At 60.9% G+C, this 17841-nt stretch carries 21 protein-coding genes and 1 pseudogene; 11 read left to right on the forward strand and 11 right to left on the reverse strand.

The window, feature by feature from the left end; all coding sequences use genetic code 11:
* Positions 1-3: 3 nt before the first annotated feature.
* Genes mlaD through K5Q02_RS00210 form a run of 3 tightly spaced genes read right to left on the reverse strand, consistent with a single transcriptional unit; the run spans position 4 to position 2083 of the window.
* Positions 4-477: an outer membrane lipid asymmetry maintenance protein MlaD gene (gene mlaD / locus K5Q02_RS00200; protein WP_225835227.1), complete on the reverse strand. Its 474-nt coding sequence runs from the start codon at positions 475-477 to the stop codon at positions 4-6.
* Positions 477-1274 (reverse strand): lipid asymmetry maintenance ABC transporter permease subunit MlaE, encoded by a 798-nt coding sequence (mlaE, locus tag K5Q02_RS00205; protein WP_225835229.1) that lies wholly within the window; start codon positions 1272-1274, stop codon positions 477-479. Before mlaE ends, mlaD begins: the two co-directional genes overlap by 1 nt.
* Positions 1274-2083, reverse strand: a complete 810-nt coding sequence (locus K5Q02_RS00210) for an ATP-binding cassette domain-containing protein (protein WP_225835231.1) — start codon at positions 2081-2083, stop codon at positions 1274-1276. Before K5Q02_RS00210 ends, mlaE begins: the two co-directional genes overlap by 1 nt.
* Positions 2084-2332: 249 nt before the next feature.
* On the opposite strand from K5Q02_RS00210, the gene K5Q02_RS00215 reads away from it, so the two are divergent.
* The 10 genes from K5Q02_RS00215 to K5Q02_RS00260 all read left to right on the forward strand — a co-directional run bounded on the left by K5Q02_RS00215 (position 2333) and on the right by K5Q02_RS00260 (position 9379).
* Positions 2333-3307, forward strand: a complete 975-nt coding sequence (locus K5Q02_RS00215; RefSeq protein WP_225835233.1) for a KpsF/GutQ family sugar-phosphate isomerase — start codon at positions 2333-2335, stop codon at positions 3305-3307.
* Positions 3307-3828, forward strand: a complete 522-nt coding sequence (locus tag K5Q02_RS00220) for a KdsC family phosphatase (RefSeq protein WP_225835234.1) — start codon at positions 3307-3309, stop codon at positions 3826-3828. Before K5Q02_RS00215 ends, K5Q02_RS00220 begins: the two co-directional genes overlap by 1 nt.
* 10 nt (positions 3829-3838) lie before the next feature.
* Positions 3839-4408, forward strand: coding sequence for an LPS export ABC transporter periplasmic protein LptC (gene lptC / locus K5Q02_RS00225; RefSeq protein WP_225835236.1), 570 nt, complete (start codon positions 3839-3841; stop codon positions 4406-4408).
* On the forward strand, positions 4395-4937 hold the full coding sequence (lptA, locus tag K5Q02_RS00230) for a lipopolysaccharide transport periplasmic protein LptA (protein WP_225835238.1): 543 nt from the start codon (positions 4395-4397) through the stop codon (positions 4935-4937). Before lptC ends, lptA begins: the two co-directional genes overlap by 14 nt.
* A 2-nt stretch (positions 4938-4939) precedes the next feature.
* Positions 4940-5665 (forward strand): LPS export ABC transporter ATP-binding protein, encoded by a 726-nt coding sequence (gene lptB, locus K5Q02_RS00235; protein ID WP_225835239.1) that lies wholly within the window; start codon positions 4940-4942, stop codon positions 5663-5665.
* Positions 5666-5836: 171 nt separating this feature from the next.
* Positions 5837-7345, forward strand: coding sequence for an RNA polymerase factor sigma-54 (locus tag K5Q02_RS00240; RefSeq protein WP_225835241.1), 1509 nt, complete (start codon positions 5837-5839; stop codon positions 7343-7345).
* A gap of 83 nt (positions 7346-7428) precedes the next feature.
* Positions 7429-7737, forward strand: coding sequence for a ribosome hibernation-promoting factor, HPF/YfiA family (hpf, locus tag K5Q02_RS00245; RefSeq protein ID WP_042554809.1), 309 nt, complete (start codon positions 7429-7431; stop codon positions 7735-7737).
* 15 nt (positions 7738-7752) lie between these two features.
* Positions 7753-8217: a PTS IIA-like nitrogen regulatory protein PtsN gene (gene ptsN / locus K5Q02_RS00250; RefSeq protein WP_225835242.1), complete on the forward strand. Its 465-nt coding sequence runs from the start codon at positions 7753-7755 to the stop codon at positions 8215-8217.
* 19 nt (positions 8218-8236) lie between these two features.
* On the forward strand, positions 8237-9094 hold the full coding sequence (gene rapZ, locus K5Q02_RS00255) for an RNase adapter RapZ (protein WP_225835244.1): 858 nt from the start codon (positions 8237-8239) through the stop codon (positions 9092-9094).
* A gap of 12 nt (positions 9095-9106) precedes the next feature.
* Positions 9107-9379, forward strand: a complete 273-nt coding sequence (locus tag K5Q02_RS00260; RefSeq protein ID WP_225835246.1) for an HPr family phosphocarrier protein — start codon at positions 9107-9109, stop codon at positions 9377-9379.
* Positions 9380-9385: 6 nt separating this feature from the next.
* Here K5Q02_RS00260 and K5Q02_RS00265 read toward each other — a convergent pair whose 3' ends face one another.
* The 6 genes from K5Q02_RS00265 to pmbA all read right to left on the reverse strand — a co-directional run bounded on the left by K5Q02_RS00265 (position 9386) and on the right by pmbA (position 14878).
* The gene (locus tag K5Q02_RS00265) at positions 9386-10282 is read right to left on the reverse strand and encodes a ZIP family metal transporter (protein WP_225835248.1); all 897 of its coding nucleotides are present in this window, start codon (positions 10280-10282) and stop codon (positions 9386-9388) included.
* 33 nt (positions 10283-10315) lie between these two features.
* Positions 10316-10927, reverse strand: coding sequence for a superoxide dismutase (locus K5Q02_RS00270; protein ID WP_225835250.1), 612 nt, complete (start codon positions 10925-10927; stop codon positions 10316-10318).
* Positions 10928-10940: 13 nt separating this feature from the next.
* Entirely contained in the window at positions 10941-11390 is a 450-nt protein-coding gene (locus tag K5Q02_RS00275; RefSeq protein ID WP_225835252.1) for a hypothetical protein, read from the reverse strand.
* 65 nt (positions 11391-11455) lie between these two features.
* Entirely contained in the window at positions 11456-12832 is a 1377-nt protein-coding gene (locus K5Q02_RS00280) for a class II fumarate hydratase (protein ID WP_225835254.1), read from the reverse strand.
* The gene (locus K5Q02_RS00285) at positions 12825-13061 is read right to left on the reverse strand and encodes a hypothetical protein (protein ID WP_225835256.1); all 237 of its coding nucleotides are present in this window, start codon (positions 13059-13061) and stop codon (positions 12825-12827) included. Before K5Q02_RS00285 ends, K5Q02_RS00280 begins: the two co-directional genes overlap by 8 nt.
* Positions 13062-13531: 470 nt before the next feature.
* Positions 13532-14878: a metalloprotease PmbA gene (pmbA, locus tag K5Q02_RS00290; RefSeq protein ID WP_225835258.1), complete on the reverse strand. Its 1347-nt coding sequence runs from the start codon at positions 14876-14878 to the stop codon at positions 13532-13534.
* 102 nt (positions 14879-14980) lie between these two features.
* Between pmbA and yjgA the strand changes: the two genes are divergently transcribed.
* On the forward strand, positions 14981-15499 hold the full coding sequence (yjgA, locus tag K5Q02_RS00295; RefSeq protein ID WP_225835260.1) for a ribosome biogenesis factor YjgA: 519 nt from the start codon (positions 14981-14983) through the stop codon (positions 15497-15499).
* Positions 15500-15543: 44 nt separating this feature from the next.
* Here the strand turns inward: yjgA and tldD are convergent.
* Both tldD and K5Q02_RS00305 read right to left on the reverse strand, forming a co-directional pair.
* Positions 15544-16985 (reverse strand): annotated as a pseudogene (gene tldD, locus K5Q02_RS00300) (metalloprotease TldD).
* Positions 16982-17836, reverse strand: coding sequence for a carbon-nitrogen hydrolase family protein (locus K5Q02_RS00305; RefSeq protein WP_225835261.1), 855 nt, complete (start codon positions 17834-17836; stop codon positions 16982-16984). Before K5Q02_RS00305 ends, tldD begins: the two are co-directional and overlap by 4 nt.
* Between the last annotated feature and the right edge of the window lie 5 nt (positions 17837-17841).

Below are 17841 nucleotides of genomic sequence, written 5' to 3' on the forward strand. Positions count from 1 at the left end.
ACCTCATTGGCTGTCCTGATCTCTGTTGACCGAATTGAGCAGAAATTTGCCAATCAGATCCTCAAGCACCAGAGAAGACTGGGTGTCATGAATGGTTCCGCCATCGGCCAGCAACTCCTCGTCGCCACCGACACTGATCCCCACGTACTTTTCACCGAGCAAGCCTGCAGTGAGAATCGACGCGGTAGAGTCCAACGGAAGATTGTCGACACTGCCGTCGAGTTCCATCGTTACGCGCCCGGTGTAGCTGTCACGATCCAGATCGATCGCAGTGACACGGCCGATGCTCACACCTGCCATGGTCACCTTGGCGCGCATGGTAAGGCCGGCGATATTTTCGAAGTGTGCGTAGACCTTGTAAGTGTCAACGGCATTGCCTGGCGCCAGGCCACTGACACGCAGAGCCAGCAACAACAAGGCCAGCAAGCCAGCCAGAAGGAACAGGCCGACACCGATTTCCATCGAGCGGTTTTGCATCAGAAATCTCCAAACATCAAAGCGGTCAGAATGAAGTCCAGCCCCAATACGGCCAGCGAGGCGTACACCACCGTTCGGGTGGTCGCGCGGCTGATACCTTCCGAGGTCGGTTCGCAGTCGTAACCCTGGAACACCGCGATCCAGGTGACGACGAAGGCGAACACCAGGCTTTTGATTATCCCGTTGAGCACGTCTTCGCGGAACGAAACACTGTTTTGCATATTGGCCCAGAATGAGCCCTCGTAAACGCCCAGCCAGTCGACGGCGACCATCGCGCCACCCCAGATACCAACCACGCTGAAAATCATCGTCAGCAGCGGCATGGAGATGAAGCCGGCCCACAGCCGCGGTGCGACGATGTGCTTGAGCGGATCGACACCGATCATTGCCAGGCTCGACAGCTGCTCGGTGGACTTCATATTGCCGATCTCAGCCGTCAGCGCGGAACCCGCGCGGCCGGCGAACAGCAGCGCAGTGACCACTGGCCCCAGTTCACGTAGCAGCGTCAGGGCGACCATCTGCCCGACCGCCTGCTCGGAACCGTATTTGGCGAGAATGCTGAACCCCTGCAGCGACAGCACCATGCCGATAAACAAGCCGGAAACCACAATAATCGCCAGCGAAAGCACGCCCACCGAATACAGCTGCTTGATCAACAACTGCAGCGAATTACCTGACGTACCCCGCCCGAACAGCGCGCGTAGCAGAAAGATCGTCGAACGCCCCAGCGTGGCAACCACGTCGATGCCCGCACGCCCGAACAGGCGCACGCGCTCGAGTGAAGATGTCCTGCGCATCAGCGCCTCCCCAGTAGATCGTCGTGGTAACTCGGCGCTTGAAAATGGAAGGGAACCGGCCCGTCCGGCGTTCCCTGCATGAACTGCCGTACCCGCGGATTCTCAGAGTCGCGCAGCTCGGCGGGTGTTCCCTGCCCCAGCACTTGGCTGTCGCCGACTATATAAATGTAATCGGCGATGCTCGCTGTCTCCGCCAGATCGTGGGACACCACGATACTGGTGATGCCCAACGCATCGTTGAGCAAACGGATCAGGCGCACCAGCACGCCCATGGCAATTGGATCCTGCCCCACGAACGGCTCGTCATACATCAGTATCTGTGGATCCAGAGCAATTGCCCGAGCTAACGCAACGCGCCGCTTCATACCGCCGGAGAGCTCATCGGGCATCAACTCGATGGCGCCACGCAAGCCAACCGCCTGCAGCTTCATCAGAACAATGTCACGAATCATTTCTTCGGGCAGTCGAGTGTGTACACGCAGAGGAAATGCCACATTCTCGAACACATCCAGATCGGTAAACAGCGCACCACTCTGGAACAGCACGCCCATTTGCTTGCGCATGTCGAACAGCTCACTGCGCGACAGATCAGGCAGATTCAGGCCATTGACGTGGATTTGGCCGCTACTGGGCCGCAGCTCGGCCGCGATCAGCCGTAACAGCGTGGTTTTACCGCAGCCAGAGGGCCCCATGATCCCAGTAACCTTGCCCCGCGGGATGCATATGTCGACGTTCTTGAAGATGTGACGCTCGCCGCGCTGAAAACTTACGTTTTTAAGCTCGACCGCATACTGATTTTCGGCGCTCATCGGAACTCCATTACGTACTGCCTTCCTAATCTGACGCCCCGCATCGGAATAAGGACACGATGATCAGCCACACGGGCCCCAAAATGGTTGCGGACTATAGCATTTGCCCAATAGCCCACCAAAGCTGAGAACCCACGACGTTCAGGCTTGTGACAGCTTTGCCATTTCGCAGCCACGCCATGGATGATGAGTCGCGGAGTCTTTCCCGCTATAATCCCTGTCTTTTTCGTACAGCAGCCCAAGCAGAGCATGAACCAGACCCGCGACCTGATTGATTCCGCACAGCGCACCATCCGTCTAGAGATCGAGGCGGTACAAGAGCTGCTGCCCCGTATTGACGCTGACTTCGTCAAGGCGTGCGAGCTGATTCTCGCCAGCAAGGGCCGTGTGGTGGTGGTCGGGATGGGAAAATCCGGGCATATCGGCAACAAGATTGCCGCGACCCTGGCCAGCACCGGCACTACCGCTTTCTTCGTGCACCCTGCTGAAGCCAGCCATGGCGACATGGGCATGATCACCCGTGACGACGTCGTCCTGGCCCTGTCCAACTCAGGCTCCACGGCCGAAATCGTGACCTTGCTGCCGCTGATCAAGCGCCTCGGCATCACCCTGATCAGCATGACCGGCAACCCCGAGTCGCCGCTCTCGAAGGCTGCCGAAGTCAACCTCGACACCCGCGTAGCCAAGGAAGCGTGCCCACTCAACTTGGCGCCGACCTCCTCCACCACCGCCTCCCTGGTACTGGGCGACGCCTTGGCCATCGCGCTGCTGGAAGCCCGCGGTTTCACTGCCGAAGACTTCGCCTTCTCCCATCCCGGTGGCGCCCTGGGTCGTCGCCTGCTGCTCAAAGTCGAGAACGTCATGCACGCTGGCGACAGCCTGCCCAAGGTCAATCGTGGCACCAGCCTGCGCGAAGCCCTGCTTGAGATGACCCAGAAAGGCCTGGGCATGACCGCCGTACTGGAAGACGACGGCCGCCTGGCCGGGGTCTTCACCGACGGTGACCTGCGCCGCGCCCTGGATAAAGGTATTGATGTGCGTGATGCGTGCATCGACGACGTCATGACGCCCAACGGCAAAACCGCTCGTGCTGATATGCTTGCCGCCGAAGCCCTGAAAATAATGGAAGACAACAAGATCAGCGCGCTGGTGGTGATCGATACCAGTGGTCGTCCTGTAGGCGCCTTCAACCTTGGCGATCTGCTGCGCGCGGGAGTGATGTGATGAACGACCTGCTGCAGCGCACTCACGCCATCAAACTGGCGATTTTCGATGTCGACGGCGTACTCACCGACGGCAAGCTGTACTTTCTCGTTGATGGCAGCGAGTTCAAGACCTTCAATACCCTGGATGGCCAGGGCATCAAGATGCTGATCAACTCTGGCGTACGCACGGCCATCATCAGCGGCCGCAAGACTCCCGTAGTCGAGCGCCGTGCACAGAACCTGGGTATCCAGCACTTGTACCAGGGCCGTGAAGACAAACTCGACGTGCTCGACGAACTGCTCGCCGAGCTGGGCCTCAGTTACGAGCAGGTGGCCTACCTGGGTGACGACTTGCCGGATCTGCCGGTAATCCGCCGTGTCGGCCTGGGTATGGCGGTAGCCAGCGGCAACGAATTTGTGCGCGAGCATGCCCACGGCGTCACACAAGCGCGCGGCGGCGAAGGTGCGGCACGCGAATTCTGCGAACTGATCATGCGTGGCCAGGGCACTCTCGAAGCCGCCCAAGCCGCCTACCTTTAGGGGTTTACTGATGTTGCGCAAATTCATCACACCCGTCCTGCTGACCTTCGGCGCCCTGCTGCTGGTGGCAGCCGGGTACTGGAACATCAACCCGGACAGTTTCTCCAGCGCCCCACAGCAGAGCGGCCCGGAAAATCCCATCGACTTCTACGCCGTAAATGCTCGCAGCGTGCAGTACCTGCCCGATGGCAAGGTGCAGAGCGACATGACCAGCGACCGCCTCGAGCACGTGCAAAGCACCGACATCACCCTGCTCACCGAACCGCGCATGAACCTGTTCCGCGGCACCGAACTCCCCTGGAAGGTACGCAGCGCCCGCGGTGAAGTAGGTCCCGATGGCGAAGAGGTCGAGTTGATCGACCAGGTTCGCGTTGAACGCACAGACGAAAAGGGCCGCGCCACTATACTTACCACCAGCCGCCTGACCGTATTCCCACAGAAGGAATATGCGCAGACCCAGCAAGCCGTTAGAATCGACGCGGCCAACGGGGTGACCACGGCACAAGGAATGAAAGCGTACTTGAATGACGGCAGGATGCTCCTGCAGTCCAACGTAAGAGGCCAGCATGAGGTTCGTTAAAACCCTCCCCCTACTTCTCAGCCTCGGCGCCACGCTCGGAAGCGCAAGCGCCTGGGCTCTGCCGAGCGACCGCGATCAACCGATCCGCGTGCAGGCCGACAGTGCTGAGCTGGACGACAAGCAAGGCGTGGCGGTGTACCGCGGCGATGTCGTCATCACTCAGGGCACTCTAAAAATCACTGGCGACACCGTCACCATCACCCAGAATGCACAGGGTGAAGTCGATGTGTTCACCTCGGTGGGCAAACCAGCCTATTACGAGCAGAAACCCTCGATCGACAAGCAAATCGTCAAGGCTTACGGCTTGACCATCCAGTACTTCGCGGCCAATGAGCGCATCGTACTGATCGACCAGGCCAAGGTGGTTCAGGAAGGCAACACCTTCGAAGGCGAGAAGATCGTCTATGACACCCAGCGCCAGATCGTCAATGCTGGCCGCGCCACGGGCAGCAACGTGTCGACCCCGCGCCCGCGTATCGACATGGTGATCCAGCCGCAGAAGAAACCCGCCGCCGAGCAGGGCCAATAACGATGGCGATTTTGAAAGCCCAGCACTTGGCCAAAAGCTATAAAGGCCGCCAGGTCGTTCGTGACGTCAGCCTGAGCATCGAAAGCGGCCAGATTGTTGGCCTGCTCGGCCCCAACGGCGCCGGCAAGACCACCTGTTTCTACATGATCGTCGGCTTGGTTCAGGCCGATCAGGGTCGCGTACTGATCGACGATCTCGACGTCAGCCACCAGCCCATGCATGGCCGTGCTCGCGCCGGGATCGGCTACCTGCCTCAGGAAGCCTCGATCTTTCGCAAGCTGAGTGTCTCCGACAACATCATGGCGATCCTGGAAACACGCAAGGATCTCAACCGCGCGCAGCGTCTGCAGGAGCTGGAAGGTCTGTTGCAGGAATTCCACATAACGCACATCCGCGACAACCTGGGCATGAGCCTCTCGGGTGGTGAGCGTCGCCGCGTGGAGATCGCCCGCGCCCTCGCCACTTCGCCGAAATTCATCCTTCTCGATGAGCCCTTCGCCGGCGTCGACCCGATCTCGGTCGGTGACATCAAGCAAATCATTCACCACCTCAAGGCCAAAGGCATTGGCGTGCTGATCACCGACCACAACGTGCGCGAAACCCTGGATATCTGCGAAACCGCCTATATCGTCAGCGACGGCCAACTGATCGCCGAGGGTGACTCCGCTGCGATCCTGGCCAACCAGGTGGTTAAGGAAGTTTACCTGGGCCACGAATTCCGCCTGTAACGGATTTCCCGCCGATGAGTACCCCTGAGAGCCTGTTACCCCACGACATGGTCGTAATGAAATGGTAACGGGCTCTAGGCAAAACACTCGGGTTCAGGCATATAATTTGCTTCCTAGTGGCGCTTTGGCGCCCTGTCGTGGATCGCGCACAGACGCCAGATAAGGTCTGCAATGAAACCATCGCTAGTCCTGAAAATGGGCCAGCAGCTGACGATGACACCGCAGCTGCAACAAGCCATTCGCCTGCTCCAACTGTCGACTCTGGATCTGCAACAGGAGATCCAGGAGGCACTGGAGTCAAACCCGATGCTCGAGCGTCAGGAAGAAGGCGACGACTTCGACAATTCGGATCCCATGGCCGACGGCGCGGAAAGTGCACCCACCGCGGCCGCCCAGGAAGAGAAATTTCAGGAGCCGACTTTCCAGGAAAACACCCAGACCGTCGATAACCTTGAAGAAGGCGATTGGGGCGAGCGTATCCCCAGCGAGCTGCCGGTCGACACCGCTTGGGAAGACGTCTACCAGACCAGCGCCAGCAGCCTGCCGAGCAATGATGATGACGAATGGGACTTCACCACTCGCACCTCCGCTGGCGAAAGCCTGCAGAGCCACATGCTCTGGCAGCTCAATCTGGCACCGATGTCCGACAAGGATCGCCTGATCGCCGTCACCCTGATCGACTGCATCAACGGTCAGGGCTACCTCGAAGAAACCCTCGAAGAAATCACCGACGCCTTCGACCCAGAACTCGATGTCGAGCTCGATGAAGTCGAAGCCGTGCTGCACCGCATCCAGCAGTTCGAACCGTCCGGCATCGCCGCCCGTGACCTGCGTGAATGCCTGCTACTGCAACTGCGCCAGCTGCCGGCCAACACGCCCTGGTTGAGCGAGGCCCTGCGCCTCACTGGCGATTATCTCGACCTGCTCGGCAGCCGCGACTACAGCCAGTTGATGCGCCGCATGAAGCTCAAGGAAGACGAGCTGCGCCCGGTCATCGAGCTGATTCAAAGCCTCAACCCGCGCCCTGGCTCGCAGATCGAATCAAGCGAGCCCGAGTACGTGGTGCCTGACGTGATCGTGCGCAAGCACAACGATCGCTGGCTGGTAGAGCTCAACCAGGAAGCCATGCCGCGCCTGCGCGTCAACGCACAGTACGCAGGCTTCGTGAAACGTGCCGACTCCAGCGCCGACAACACCTTCATGCGCAATCAGTTGCAGGAAGCGCGCTGGTTCATCAAGAGCCTGCAGAGCCGCAACGAGACCCTGATGAAGGTCGCGACGCAGATCGTCGAGCACCAGCGCGGCTTCCTCGACTACGGCGACGAAGCCATGAAGCCGCTGGTGCTGCATGACATCGCGGAAGCAGTAGGCATGCACGAGTCGACCATCTCACGAGTCACCACCCAGAAATACATGCATACACCGCGTGGCATTTACGAGCTGAAATACTTCTTCTCCAGCCACGTCAGCACCTCCGAAGGCGGCGAATGTTCCTCCACCGCGATTCGCGCGATCATCAAAAAACTGGTCGCTGCGGAAAATGCGAAAAAGCCATTGAGCGATAGCAAGATCGCTGGTTTACTGGAAGCACAGGGCATTCAAGTGGCGCGCCGCACAGTCGCCAAGTACCGTGAATCGCTCGGTATAGCGCCTTCGAGCGAACGCAAACGGCTGATGTAAGGTGCCCTTGTAGCAATATGCCCCAGTGTTCCTGCGGCAGGCCCAACGCCTGCCACTCACACACGGCAACAAGGAGAAGCGGTATGCAAGTCAACATCAGTGGACACCAGCTGGATGTGACAGACGCACTACGCAGCTACATCGAAGAAAAGCTCGGACGTCTCGAGCGGCACTTCGACAAGATCACCAACGTGCAGGTCATCCTGGAGGTCGAGAAGCTCAAGCAGAAAGTCGAAGCTACCTTGCATATCGCCGGAGGCGAAGTGGTGGCCAATGCCGAGCATGAAGACATGTACGCTGCAATCGATCTACTGACCGACAAACTCGACCGCCAACTCATCAAGCACAAGGAAAAACAGCTCGACCGCCAGCAGGGCGCAATGGCCCGCTGACCTCGTCCTTCTCCTATGATCCGACTTGAAAATATCCTGACCCCCGGCCGTTCCCTCGTGAACGTGCCGGGTGGCAGTAAAAAGCGTGTACTCGAACAGATTGCTGCCGTGATCGCGCGCGACTTGCCCGATCTCGATGGCCAGACCATCTATGCAAGCCTGATTGCCCGTGAAAAGCTCGGCTCGACCGGTTTTGGTAATGGCATCGCCATCCCTCACTGCCGCCTGCCCGGCTGCAGCTCACCGATCAGTGCACTGCTGAAACTCGATGCTGCGGTCGACTTCGACGCTATCGACGGCGCGCCCGTCGATCTGCTGTTCGTGCTGCTGGTGCCCGAAGCGGCGACCGATGAGCACCTGGAACTGCTGCGCCAGATCGCCAGCATGTTCGACCGCGAGGACGTTCGCGAGCGACTGCGCCAGGCTCAAGACAGTGAGTCGCTGTACCAGACCGTAGTGAACGTGCAGAACGGCCAATAGCCCTACACAGGATGAGCCCATGCGCCTGATTATCGTCAGCGGCCGTTCCGGCTCAGGCAAGAGCACCGCTCTCGACGTGCTCGAGGACAACGGTTTCTATTGCATCGACAACCTGCCTGCCGGCCTGCTTCCCGAGCTGGCCGAACGGGCGTTGTTGCATACCGAGCTATTGCACCCGCAAGTGGCGGTGTCGATAGACGCACGCAACCTGCCTAGCCAGCTCAAGCGCTTTTCCGAACTGCTTGATGAAGTGCGCGGCCGCAACATCCGTTGCGATGTCCTGTATCTGGATGCCAGCGAAGAAACCCTGCTCAAGCGCTTTTCGGAGACGCGCAGACGTCACCCGCTGACCAACGACCAGCGCTCGCTGGCCGAAGCCATGGTCGACGAGACCAAACTGCTCAGCCCGATCATCGACCGTGCCGACCTGAAGATCGACACCACTCACCTGAATCTTTATCAGTTGCGCGACACCCTCAAGCTGCGCCTGCTCAACCAGCCGGAGCCGGGCACTGCCTATCTGATCGAATCCTTCGGTTTTAAACGGGGAATGCCGGTGGATGCAGACCTGGTGTTCGACGTACGCTGCCTGCCCAACCCCTACTGGAAGCCTGAACTGCGTGACTTCACCGGCCTCGAACAGCCCGTAGAGGAATACCTGGCCGCCCAAGAGGACGTCCAGGACATGTACCAGGACATCTTCACCTACCTGCACAAATGGCTGCCGCGCTTCGCCGCCAGCAACCGCTCCTACGTCACCGTTGCGATTGGCTGCACCGGCGGCCATCATCGTTCGGTGTACCTAGCCAACCGCCTGGGGCATGCCCTCAAACCGCTGCTGAAGAACGTTCAGATCCGCCACCGCGACCTCAGTTAAGGAATTGCCGCGATGCCCGCCTGTGAAATCACCATCATCAACAAACTCGGCCTGCACGCGCGTGCGGCCGCCAAGTTCGTCGGGGTCGCAGGGCGTTTTCCCTGCCAGGTGAGAATCGGGCGCAGCGTCGAGAGCCTGGTAGATGGCAAGAGCATCATGGCGGTGATGATGCTCGCCGCCGGCAAGGGCACCATCGTGCATCTGGCGACCGAGGGCGAGCGGGAAGAGGAAGCACTGCAGGCGCTGATTGACCTGATCAATAACTACTTCGACGAAGGCGAGTGATCGCCCTCAGACGTTCAGGGCATTGCCCACAGCCAACATCAGCACGAACCCCGACGCAAAACCCAGTACGGCCGGTGGCATGTCACTGCGTCGATACAGCTTGGGAATGATCTCGCGTATCACCACCAAGAGCATTGCCCCCGCCGCGATCGCCAGCCCCCAGGGCAGCAACTGCAACGACACGCCGACCAACCAGGCCGAAAGCAGCGCGAACATCGGCTCGACCAACCCGGAGGCGGCGCCGCAGAAAACCGCCTTCCATCGCGACATTCCCGCCCCCGCCAGCACCAGGGCGATAATCAGCCCCTCGGGCACGTCCTGCAACGCAATCCCCAGCGCCAATCCATCGGCATTCGACAGATTGGCCGCGGCCGCCACACCGACCGCCATTCCTTCCGGCACGTTGTGCAGAACGATGGCGATAACGAACAGCCAGACGCTCAAGCCGACGCCCTGATCTGCCCGCAGGCTCGCTCGCGATGTACGAGACAACCAGTGGCCCAGCGCCCATAAGGCACCAGCACCGAGCACCACTCCCGCGGCGACCAGCAGCGAGCCCTGACTAGCGGTCAGGCTCTGCTCGTGAGTCAGCTGAAAAGCTGGCGGGAGTAGTGAAAAAAGACTGGCAGCGAGCATCATGCCCCCACCGAAACCCAGCATGGCCGTGTAAGAACGTGCCGAAATGCTGCGCATGAAAATAACTGGCAAGGCGCCCAGGGCTGTGCCAAGAGCACACAGCATGCCGCCTTGCCAGGCATACCACAGAGCCGGCGAAAGCCGGCTCTGCAAACCACTCCAGACCTTGATGGCAAGGATGGTGCCGCCGACGACGAGCAGCATCAGTCCCAATGCATAGCGAAAGGAACGGCCATTGACCGCGATCAACTCGTGCAGTGGGCTCATGCGTACACTCGATGCCGGCTCATAGGCATGCAATCAAGCCAGAGCGGCCTGATAGCGACGCGCTACTTCGGCCCAATCGACGACGTTGTAAAACGCACCGATGTATTCGGGGCGACGGTTCTGGTAGCGCAGGTAGTAGGCATGCTCCCACACGTCCAGACCCAGAATCGGCGTATTACCGTTCATCAACGGGCTGTCCTGGTTGCCGGTGCTTTCAACCACCAGCTTCTTCTGTGGCGTTACGCTGAGCCAGGCCCAGCCGCTGCCGAAGCGGGTAAGTGCGGCTTTGGTGAAGGCTTCCTTGAAAGCCTCCAGGCCACCCAGCTGGCTGTCGATGGCGGCTTTCAACTCACCTTGGGGCTCACCACCGCCACTGGTGCTCATCACGGTCCAGAACAGCGAATGGTTGGCATGCCCACCACCGTTGTTGATCACCGCACCGCGCTTGTCTTCCGGCACTTCCTTGAGGCGAGTGAGCAGCTCTTCGACCGGCAGCTCGCCAAGCGAGTTGCCTTCCAGAGCGGCATTGAGGTTGTTGACGTAGGTCTGGTGGTGCTTGCTGTGATGGATTTCCATGGTTTGCGCATCGATGTGCGGTTCCAGGGCATCGTAGGCGTAAGGCAGAGCAGGCAGGCTATACGGCATGGTTTCACTCCTTCTAATGGTACTGACGAACGACAGACGCTGGGCGTTCTGCCGGTGAAGCATCGCCAGGCGCATGAGCGCCCAACAATCGATCCGTACGGGGGTAGGCCCCGTGCTCGGCGACAAAGTTCAACAGACTGGTGTAGGTTCGGCCGCTGTGATTGAGCGCAGCCTGGCGCAAAGACGGCGACAGGTGCTCACTGCCCATGCAGCGCAGCAGGTGTTCATGGCAGGCACAGAGGTGCTCGGCGGACTCTTCCGGATGACCGATCATCAGTTGCAGATCGGCCAGGTTGTGCTGAGAAACGACGAAAGCCGCCACCGCAGCATCGGCATCCCGCCAGCGCTCGAACAGTACCTGGGCAAGCGCCAGCGCCTGCAGATACTGCTCCCGCGCCTCGACCCAGGAACCTTCGGCGAAGTAGCGGTTACCGGCCTGGATGAGTCGCTTCCACTGCTCCATGGGATTGCCTCCTCGCCCTGAGGCGAAAATGCGCAGGCACATGACCTGCGCGGCGGTTTCAACGGTTACAGACCACCTTCGGTAAGGCGTTCCGGGTTGAGCAACTGCTCCAGTTCGGCACGTCCCAGATCGGTCATTTCCTCGGCCACGTCGATGATCGGCCGACCTTCGCGATACGCCTTCTTGGCGATTTCCGCAGCCTTCTGATAACCAATCAGCGGGTTCAGCGCCGTCACCAGAATCGGGTTGCGGCCCAGTGCTTCCTTGAGCTTCGGCTCGTTGACCTTGAAGCTGGCGATGGCACGATCCGCCAGCAGACGGCTGGCGTTGGCCAGCAACTCGATGCTGCCGAGCAGATTGTGAGCGATCACCGGCAGCATCACGTTCAGCTCAAAATTGCCGGACTGCCCCGCCACCGCAATGCTGGTGTCATTGCCGATGACCTGAGCCGCGACCATGGCAGTGGCTTCCGGGATCACCGGATTGACCTTGCCCGGCATGATCGAGGAACCAGGTTGCAGCGCTTCGAGTTCGATCTCACTGAGGCCGGCCAGCGGGCCGGAGTTCATCCAGCGCAGATCGTTGGCGATCTTCATCAACGACACTGCCGTGGTCTTCAGTTGCCCGGAAAGCGCCACCGCAGTGTCTTGAGAGCCGATCAGCGCGAAAAAGTTGGTGCCCGGGGTGAATTGCCGCCCTGTCAGTGCATTGAGCTCCTGACAGAATAGTTCGGAAAATCGCGGATGTGCGTTGATGCCGGTACCGACCGCAGTACCACCTTGGGCCAGTGCCTGGAGCGCCGGCAGCAGGCTGGTGAGCAACTGGATGTTGCCCTGGATCTGCTGCGCCCAGCCATCGAGTACCTGGCTCATGCGCACCGGCATGGCATCCATCAGGTGCGTGCGGCCAGTCTTCACGAAGGGTTGCACCTCGAGGGACTTCTCGCAGAGCACCTTGAGCAGGTGACCAAGCGCTGGCAGCAGATTCTCGCTGACTTCGATGGCGGCACTGACATGGATGGTGGTGGGGATGATGTCGTTGCTGCTCTGACCGCAGTTGACGTGATCGTTGGGGTTCACCGGCTCGCCGAGAATGCCGGTGGCCAGGGTGGCGATCACTTCATTGGCATTCATATTGGAGCTGGTGCCGGAGCCAGTCTGGAACACATCCACCGGGAAGTGCTGCATGAAATCCTCGGCCAGCAGTTGCTGGCAGGCCGCAACGATGGCATCGCCCTGGGCAGGCAGGATCTGCTCCAGATCCACGTTGGCACGGGCGGCGGCAGCCTTGGCCAGTACCAGTGCACGAATGAACGCCCTGGGCATAGCCAGCCCCGATACCGGGAAGTTGTTGACCGCACGCTGGGTCTGGGCACCGTAGAGGGCCTCGGCGGGGACGGCCAGTTCGCCCATGCTGTCGCGTTCTATCCGGGTGTTACTCATAGGGATTTCCTTCTGCCAATTCGGATATCGAAAGAGAGGGCTGCATGCGCAAGGTGGCCAGGCGGTTGCGAACGCGATTCAGGCTGTGCTGCTGATCGCGGTCGGTGGCCAGGTGCTGCAGCGCGTAAAGGGAGCGGTAGGCGTGATCCAGGCAGACGCTGCGCCAGTGCCAGGGCAGCGCCGTATCGCAGGCGGTATCCATGAGCAGATTCAGGGTGGTCAGTGACATCCGCCAGGGACACAAGCGACCGTGCTCGACCAGTTGGCGACCCTGCGCCCAGTGCAGCTCGAGCAGCCTTGGTTCATCAGGAAGCAGCCCGCAACGGATCCGGAAACCCAGCCAGTACCAACAATCCAAACATGGCGTATTGCTCGAGCGAAATCTCATGGCTCACCTTTCAAAAGATAATAATATTAATTCCTATTTAGAAAGAATAATCAATACCGAATTGGTATGAAGCACCATTGGTCTCGCCGCGCAGGATTGGCACCGGCGGCAATTGGCAAAAAATACAGAAAGCGAAAGTTGCCGAACGGCAGGTAACAAGCAGCCATCTGCCTTCAGCAGCCATGAATGAGAGGAGAAAGGCGCAACATCGCCACATTGCGTGGCAGGCCGAGAATCCGTCGACGTTTCGGCAGTGGGATCCGAAACGTCAACGGCTCACAACAACCGAGCGCGGAAAGCGCTCGGTGGAGTCAACTGCCGGCGACGGTCATCTTCTCGATCAACACCGAGCCCGTGCGGATATTGCTGCGCAGCTCCAGGTCGCTGCCGACTGCGACGATCTGCTTGAGCATGTCGCGCAGGTTGCCGGCAATGGTCACCTCCTGCACGGCGAACTGAATCTCGCCATTCTCCACCCAGTAGCCGCCCGCGCCGCGGGAGTAGTCGCCGGTGACCATGTTCAGACCATGGCCCATCAACTCGGTGACCAGCAGCCCACGGCCCATGCGCTTGATCAGCGCCTGCTGATCTTCGTCGCCATGGCTGACGAACAGGTTGTGCACACCGCCGGCATTGGCCGTGCTGGGCATGCCCAGTTTGCGCCCGGCGTAGGTGCCCAGGATGTAGGAGACCAGCCTGCCGCCCTCCACGAACGGTTTCGCATAGGTGGCCAGGCCATCGCCGTCGAACGCCGCACTGCCCATGGCACGGGGAATGTGCGGACGCTCGTCGAGGTTCAGCCAGGAAGGAAACAGTTGCTCGCCCAGGGATCCTTCGAGGAACGATGACTTGCGATACAGGGCGCCACCGGAGATCGCCCCGAGGAAGCTGCCGAACAAACCGGTAGCCAGTTCCGCGGAGAACAGCACCGGCACTTCGCAGGTCGGTATCGGGCGCGCACCGAGGCGGCTGACCGCACGCTGTGCGGCGCGCCGGCCGATACTCGCGGCATCGGCGAGCAGCTCACCCTGACGGTTCACGTCATACCAGTAGTCGCGCTGCATCTGCCCGTCGCTCTCGGCAATCATCACGCAACTGAGGCTGTGCCGGGTGCTGGCGTAGCCGCCGATGAAGCCGTGGCTGTTGCCGTATACACGGCAGCCTTGATGGGTACTCAGGCTGGTGCCATCGGCATTGCGAATACGCGAGTCGGCATCGAAGGCAGCAGCCTCACAGACCAGCGCGCGCTCGATCGCTTGCTCCGGGCTGATGTCCCAGGCATGGTACAGATCCAGCTGCGGCATATCGCGAGCCATCAGCGCCGCGTCGGCAAGACCGGCGCTCTCGTCTTCGGACGCGTGTTTGGCGATGGCCAGGGCCGCCGCTACGGTTTCGCGGATCGCCGCCTCGCCGGTCGCCGAGGTGCTGGCCGAGCCTTTGCGCTGACCGACGTAAAGGGTGATACCAAAGCCCTGATCGCGGTTGAACTCGACGGTTTCCACCTCACGCTGGCGCACGCTGGTGGACAACCCCTGCTCCACCGACACCGCCACTTCACAGGCACTCGCGCCCTGTTTCTTCGCCTCGGCGAGAATCTGTTCGACCTGCGCCTGAAGGCCTGGTAACGCACCTGGCCCGACTACTTCCACTTCACTCATAACGACTCCTGAACGATAGCCGCAGCGGCAACGACTCTGGTCGCGCATACGGCAAGAAACTTGCTGCTATCATGGCGGCGTTTCCCATTGGATCACCGCAAAATGTCTGATTACCTCGACGACTTCTCCGGCGAGAAGAGCAAAACCCAGGTCAAGCGTGAGTTCCACGCGTTGCAGGAGCTGGGCCAGCGCCTGGCCGGCCTCAAGCCTGATCTGCAGAACAAGCTACCGCTGACTGATGGCCTGCGCCGTGCCTTGGAAGAATCACCCAAGCACACCGCCAATGCAGCGAAAAAACGCCACATGCAGTTCATCGGCAAGCTGATGCGCGATCAGGACATCGAAGCGATCCTGACGCTCCTCGACCAACTCGACGCCTCCACGCGCCAGTACAACGAGCGTTTCCACAACCTCGAGCGCTGGCGTGATCGTCTGATCGTCGGTAACGACGAAGTGCTCGAAAAGTTCGTCGCCGAGTACCCAGACGCAGACCGCCAACACCTGCGCGCGCTGATCCGCCATGCCCAGCATGAAGCGGCTCAGGAAAAGGCTCCCGCCTCGTCACGCAAAATCTTCAAGTACATCCGCGATCTCGACGAAACCCAGCGCGGACTGCGCTAGGTTTCGCCCCTTCGCATGGCCGGGGCTCACCCCGGCCAGTATTCTCAAGCGCCCGTGCCACCGACAGTGATCGCATCGATCTTCAGCGTCGGCTGGCCCACGCCAACCGGTACCGACTGGCCATCTTTGCCGCAAGTACCGACGCCACTGTCGAGCGCCAAGTCGTTGCCGACCATCGACACCTTGCTCATCGCTTCCGGGCCATTGCCAATCAGGGTCGCACCCTTGACCGGCGCGGTGATCTTGCCGTCCTCGATCAGGTACGCCTCGCTGGTGGAGAACACGAACTTGCCGCTGGTGATGTCGACCTGACCGCCGCCCAGGTTGGCGCAGTAGATGCCCTTCTTCACCGAACGGATGATCTCCTCGGGGTCGCTCTCGCCAGCCAGCATGTAGGTATTGGTCATGCGCGGCATCGGCAGGTGTGCGTAAGACTCGCGACGGCCATTACCGGTACGCGCCACACCCATCAGCCGAGCATTGAGCTTGTCCTGCATGTAGCCCTTGAGCACGCCGTTCTCGATCAACGTGGTGCACTGGGTAGGAGTGCCTTCATCGTCCATGCTCAGCGAGCCGCGGCGCTCGGCCAGGGTGCCGTCATCGACGATGGTGCACAGTTTGGAAGCCACTTGCTGGCCGATCTTGCCGCTGTAGTTGGAGCTGCCCTTGCGGTTGAAGTCACCCTCCAGACCGTGGCCGACCGCCTCGTGCAGCAGCACGCCGACCAGCCCGCGCCCATGACCACGGGCATGGTGCCAGCCGGTGCGGCAACCGCCTCGAGGTTGACCAGGGCCTGACGCAGTGCTTCACGGGCATAGCCCATGGCGCGGTCTTCATTGAGGAAATAGCTGTAGTCCGTTCGCCCGCCGCCGCCATGGCCACCACGCTCGCGACGACCGTTCTGCTCGACGATCACGCTGACGTTGAAACGCACCAGCGGACGAATATCGGCGCCCAGACTGCCGTCAGTCGCGGCAACCAGAATGCGATCCCAGACACCGGCGAGGCTGACCGTCACCTGTTTGATACGCGGGTCCAGCGCCCGAGTTGCCACATCGATACGCTTGAGCAGCTCGACCTTTTGCGCGCGGTCGATCACATCCAGCGGGTTCTCCGGCGCATACAGCGGCGTCACTTGGGTCGCAGCAAAAGCCTGCACGCGGCCCTGCTGCCCGGCACGGGCGATCGAACGGGCGGCGCGGGCCGCTTGGCTCAAGGCCTCGGGAGTAATCGCATTGCTGTAAGCAAAGCCGGTCTTCTCACCGGACTGGGCGCGCACGCCGACGCCCTGATCGAGGTTGAAACTGCCTTCCTTGACGATGCCATCTTCCAGCACCCAGGTTTCGGACACCTGGGTCTGGAAGTACAGGTCGGCGGCATCGATGCCGGGGCCGGCCAGTTCGCCGAGAATGCCCGGCAGATGCTCCAGGGTCAGACCGCCGGGGCTCAGCATCTGCTTGCTGACGGTCAACAACATGTCGCTCATAACGTCTCCACATCAGGCTGCCGCGGCTGCGCCGCAGCGAAAAATCGTTTGTGTCGCACTACCGGCATGCGCTCGCGGATAGCCGCTTGTTCGCGCGCATCACGCTCGGCCAGCAACCAGGCCTCGCCATCCGCCTGTTCCGCCAGTTTGCGCCCCCAGGGGTCGATGATGGCCGTGTGGCCATAGGTCTCACGACCGCCTGGGTGAACGCCACCCTGAGCTGCCGCCAGCAGGTAGCACTGGGTTTCGATGGCACGGGCACGGATCAGTACGTCCCAGTGGGCCGCACCGGTGACCCGGGTGAACGCCGAGGGCGCACTGATCAGCTCGGCACCTGCTTCACGCAGCGCGCCATAGAGTTCAGGAAAGCGCAGGTCGTAGCATACGGTCAAACCCAGACGCCCAACGGGTGTATCGGCGACCACCACCTGCTCGCCGTGGGCGTAGTCGTCCGACTCGCGATAGCTGCCACGGCTGTCGCTGACATCTACGTCGAACAGGTGCAGCTTGTCGTAGCGGGCGACGGTCTCACCCTGATCGTCGAGCAGCAGCGAGCAGGCTCTTGGCTTGCCATTCGGCTGACTGGCCGGCGGCAGCGGCAGAGTGCCGGCCACTATCCATAAGTTGAGGTCACGAGCGGTGCGTTTCAACCAGGGCAGCACCGGGCCCTGACCACTGGCTTCCAACCGTCCCAAATCGGCGGCATCGCGCCGCCCGAGGGCCGAGAAGTTCTCCGGCAGCACCGCCAGGCGCGCGCCGCCGGCGGCCGCCTCCTCGAGCAGGCGGCGAGCCTGCAGCAGGTTGGCGGCGATATCGTCCTGGCTGACCATCTGGATCACGGCGAAAGACATGCTGG

The organism is Pseudomonas sp. MM211 (assembly GCF_020386635.1).
Lineage (GTDB): Bacteria > Pseudomonadota > Gammaproteobacteria > Pseudomonadales > Pseudomonadaceae > Aquipseudomonas.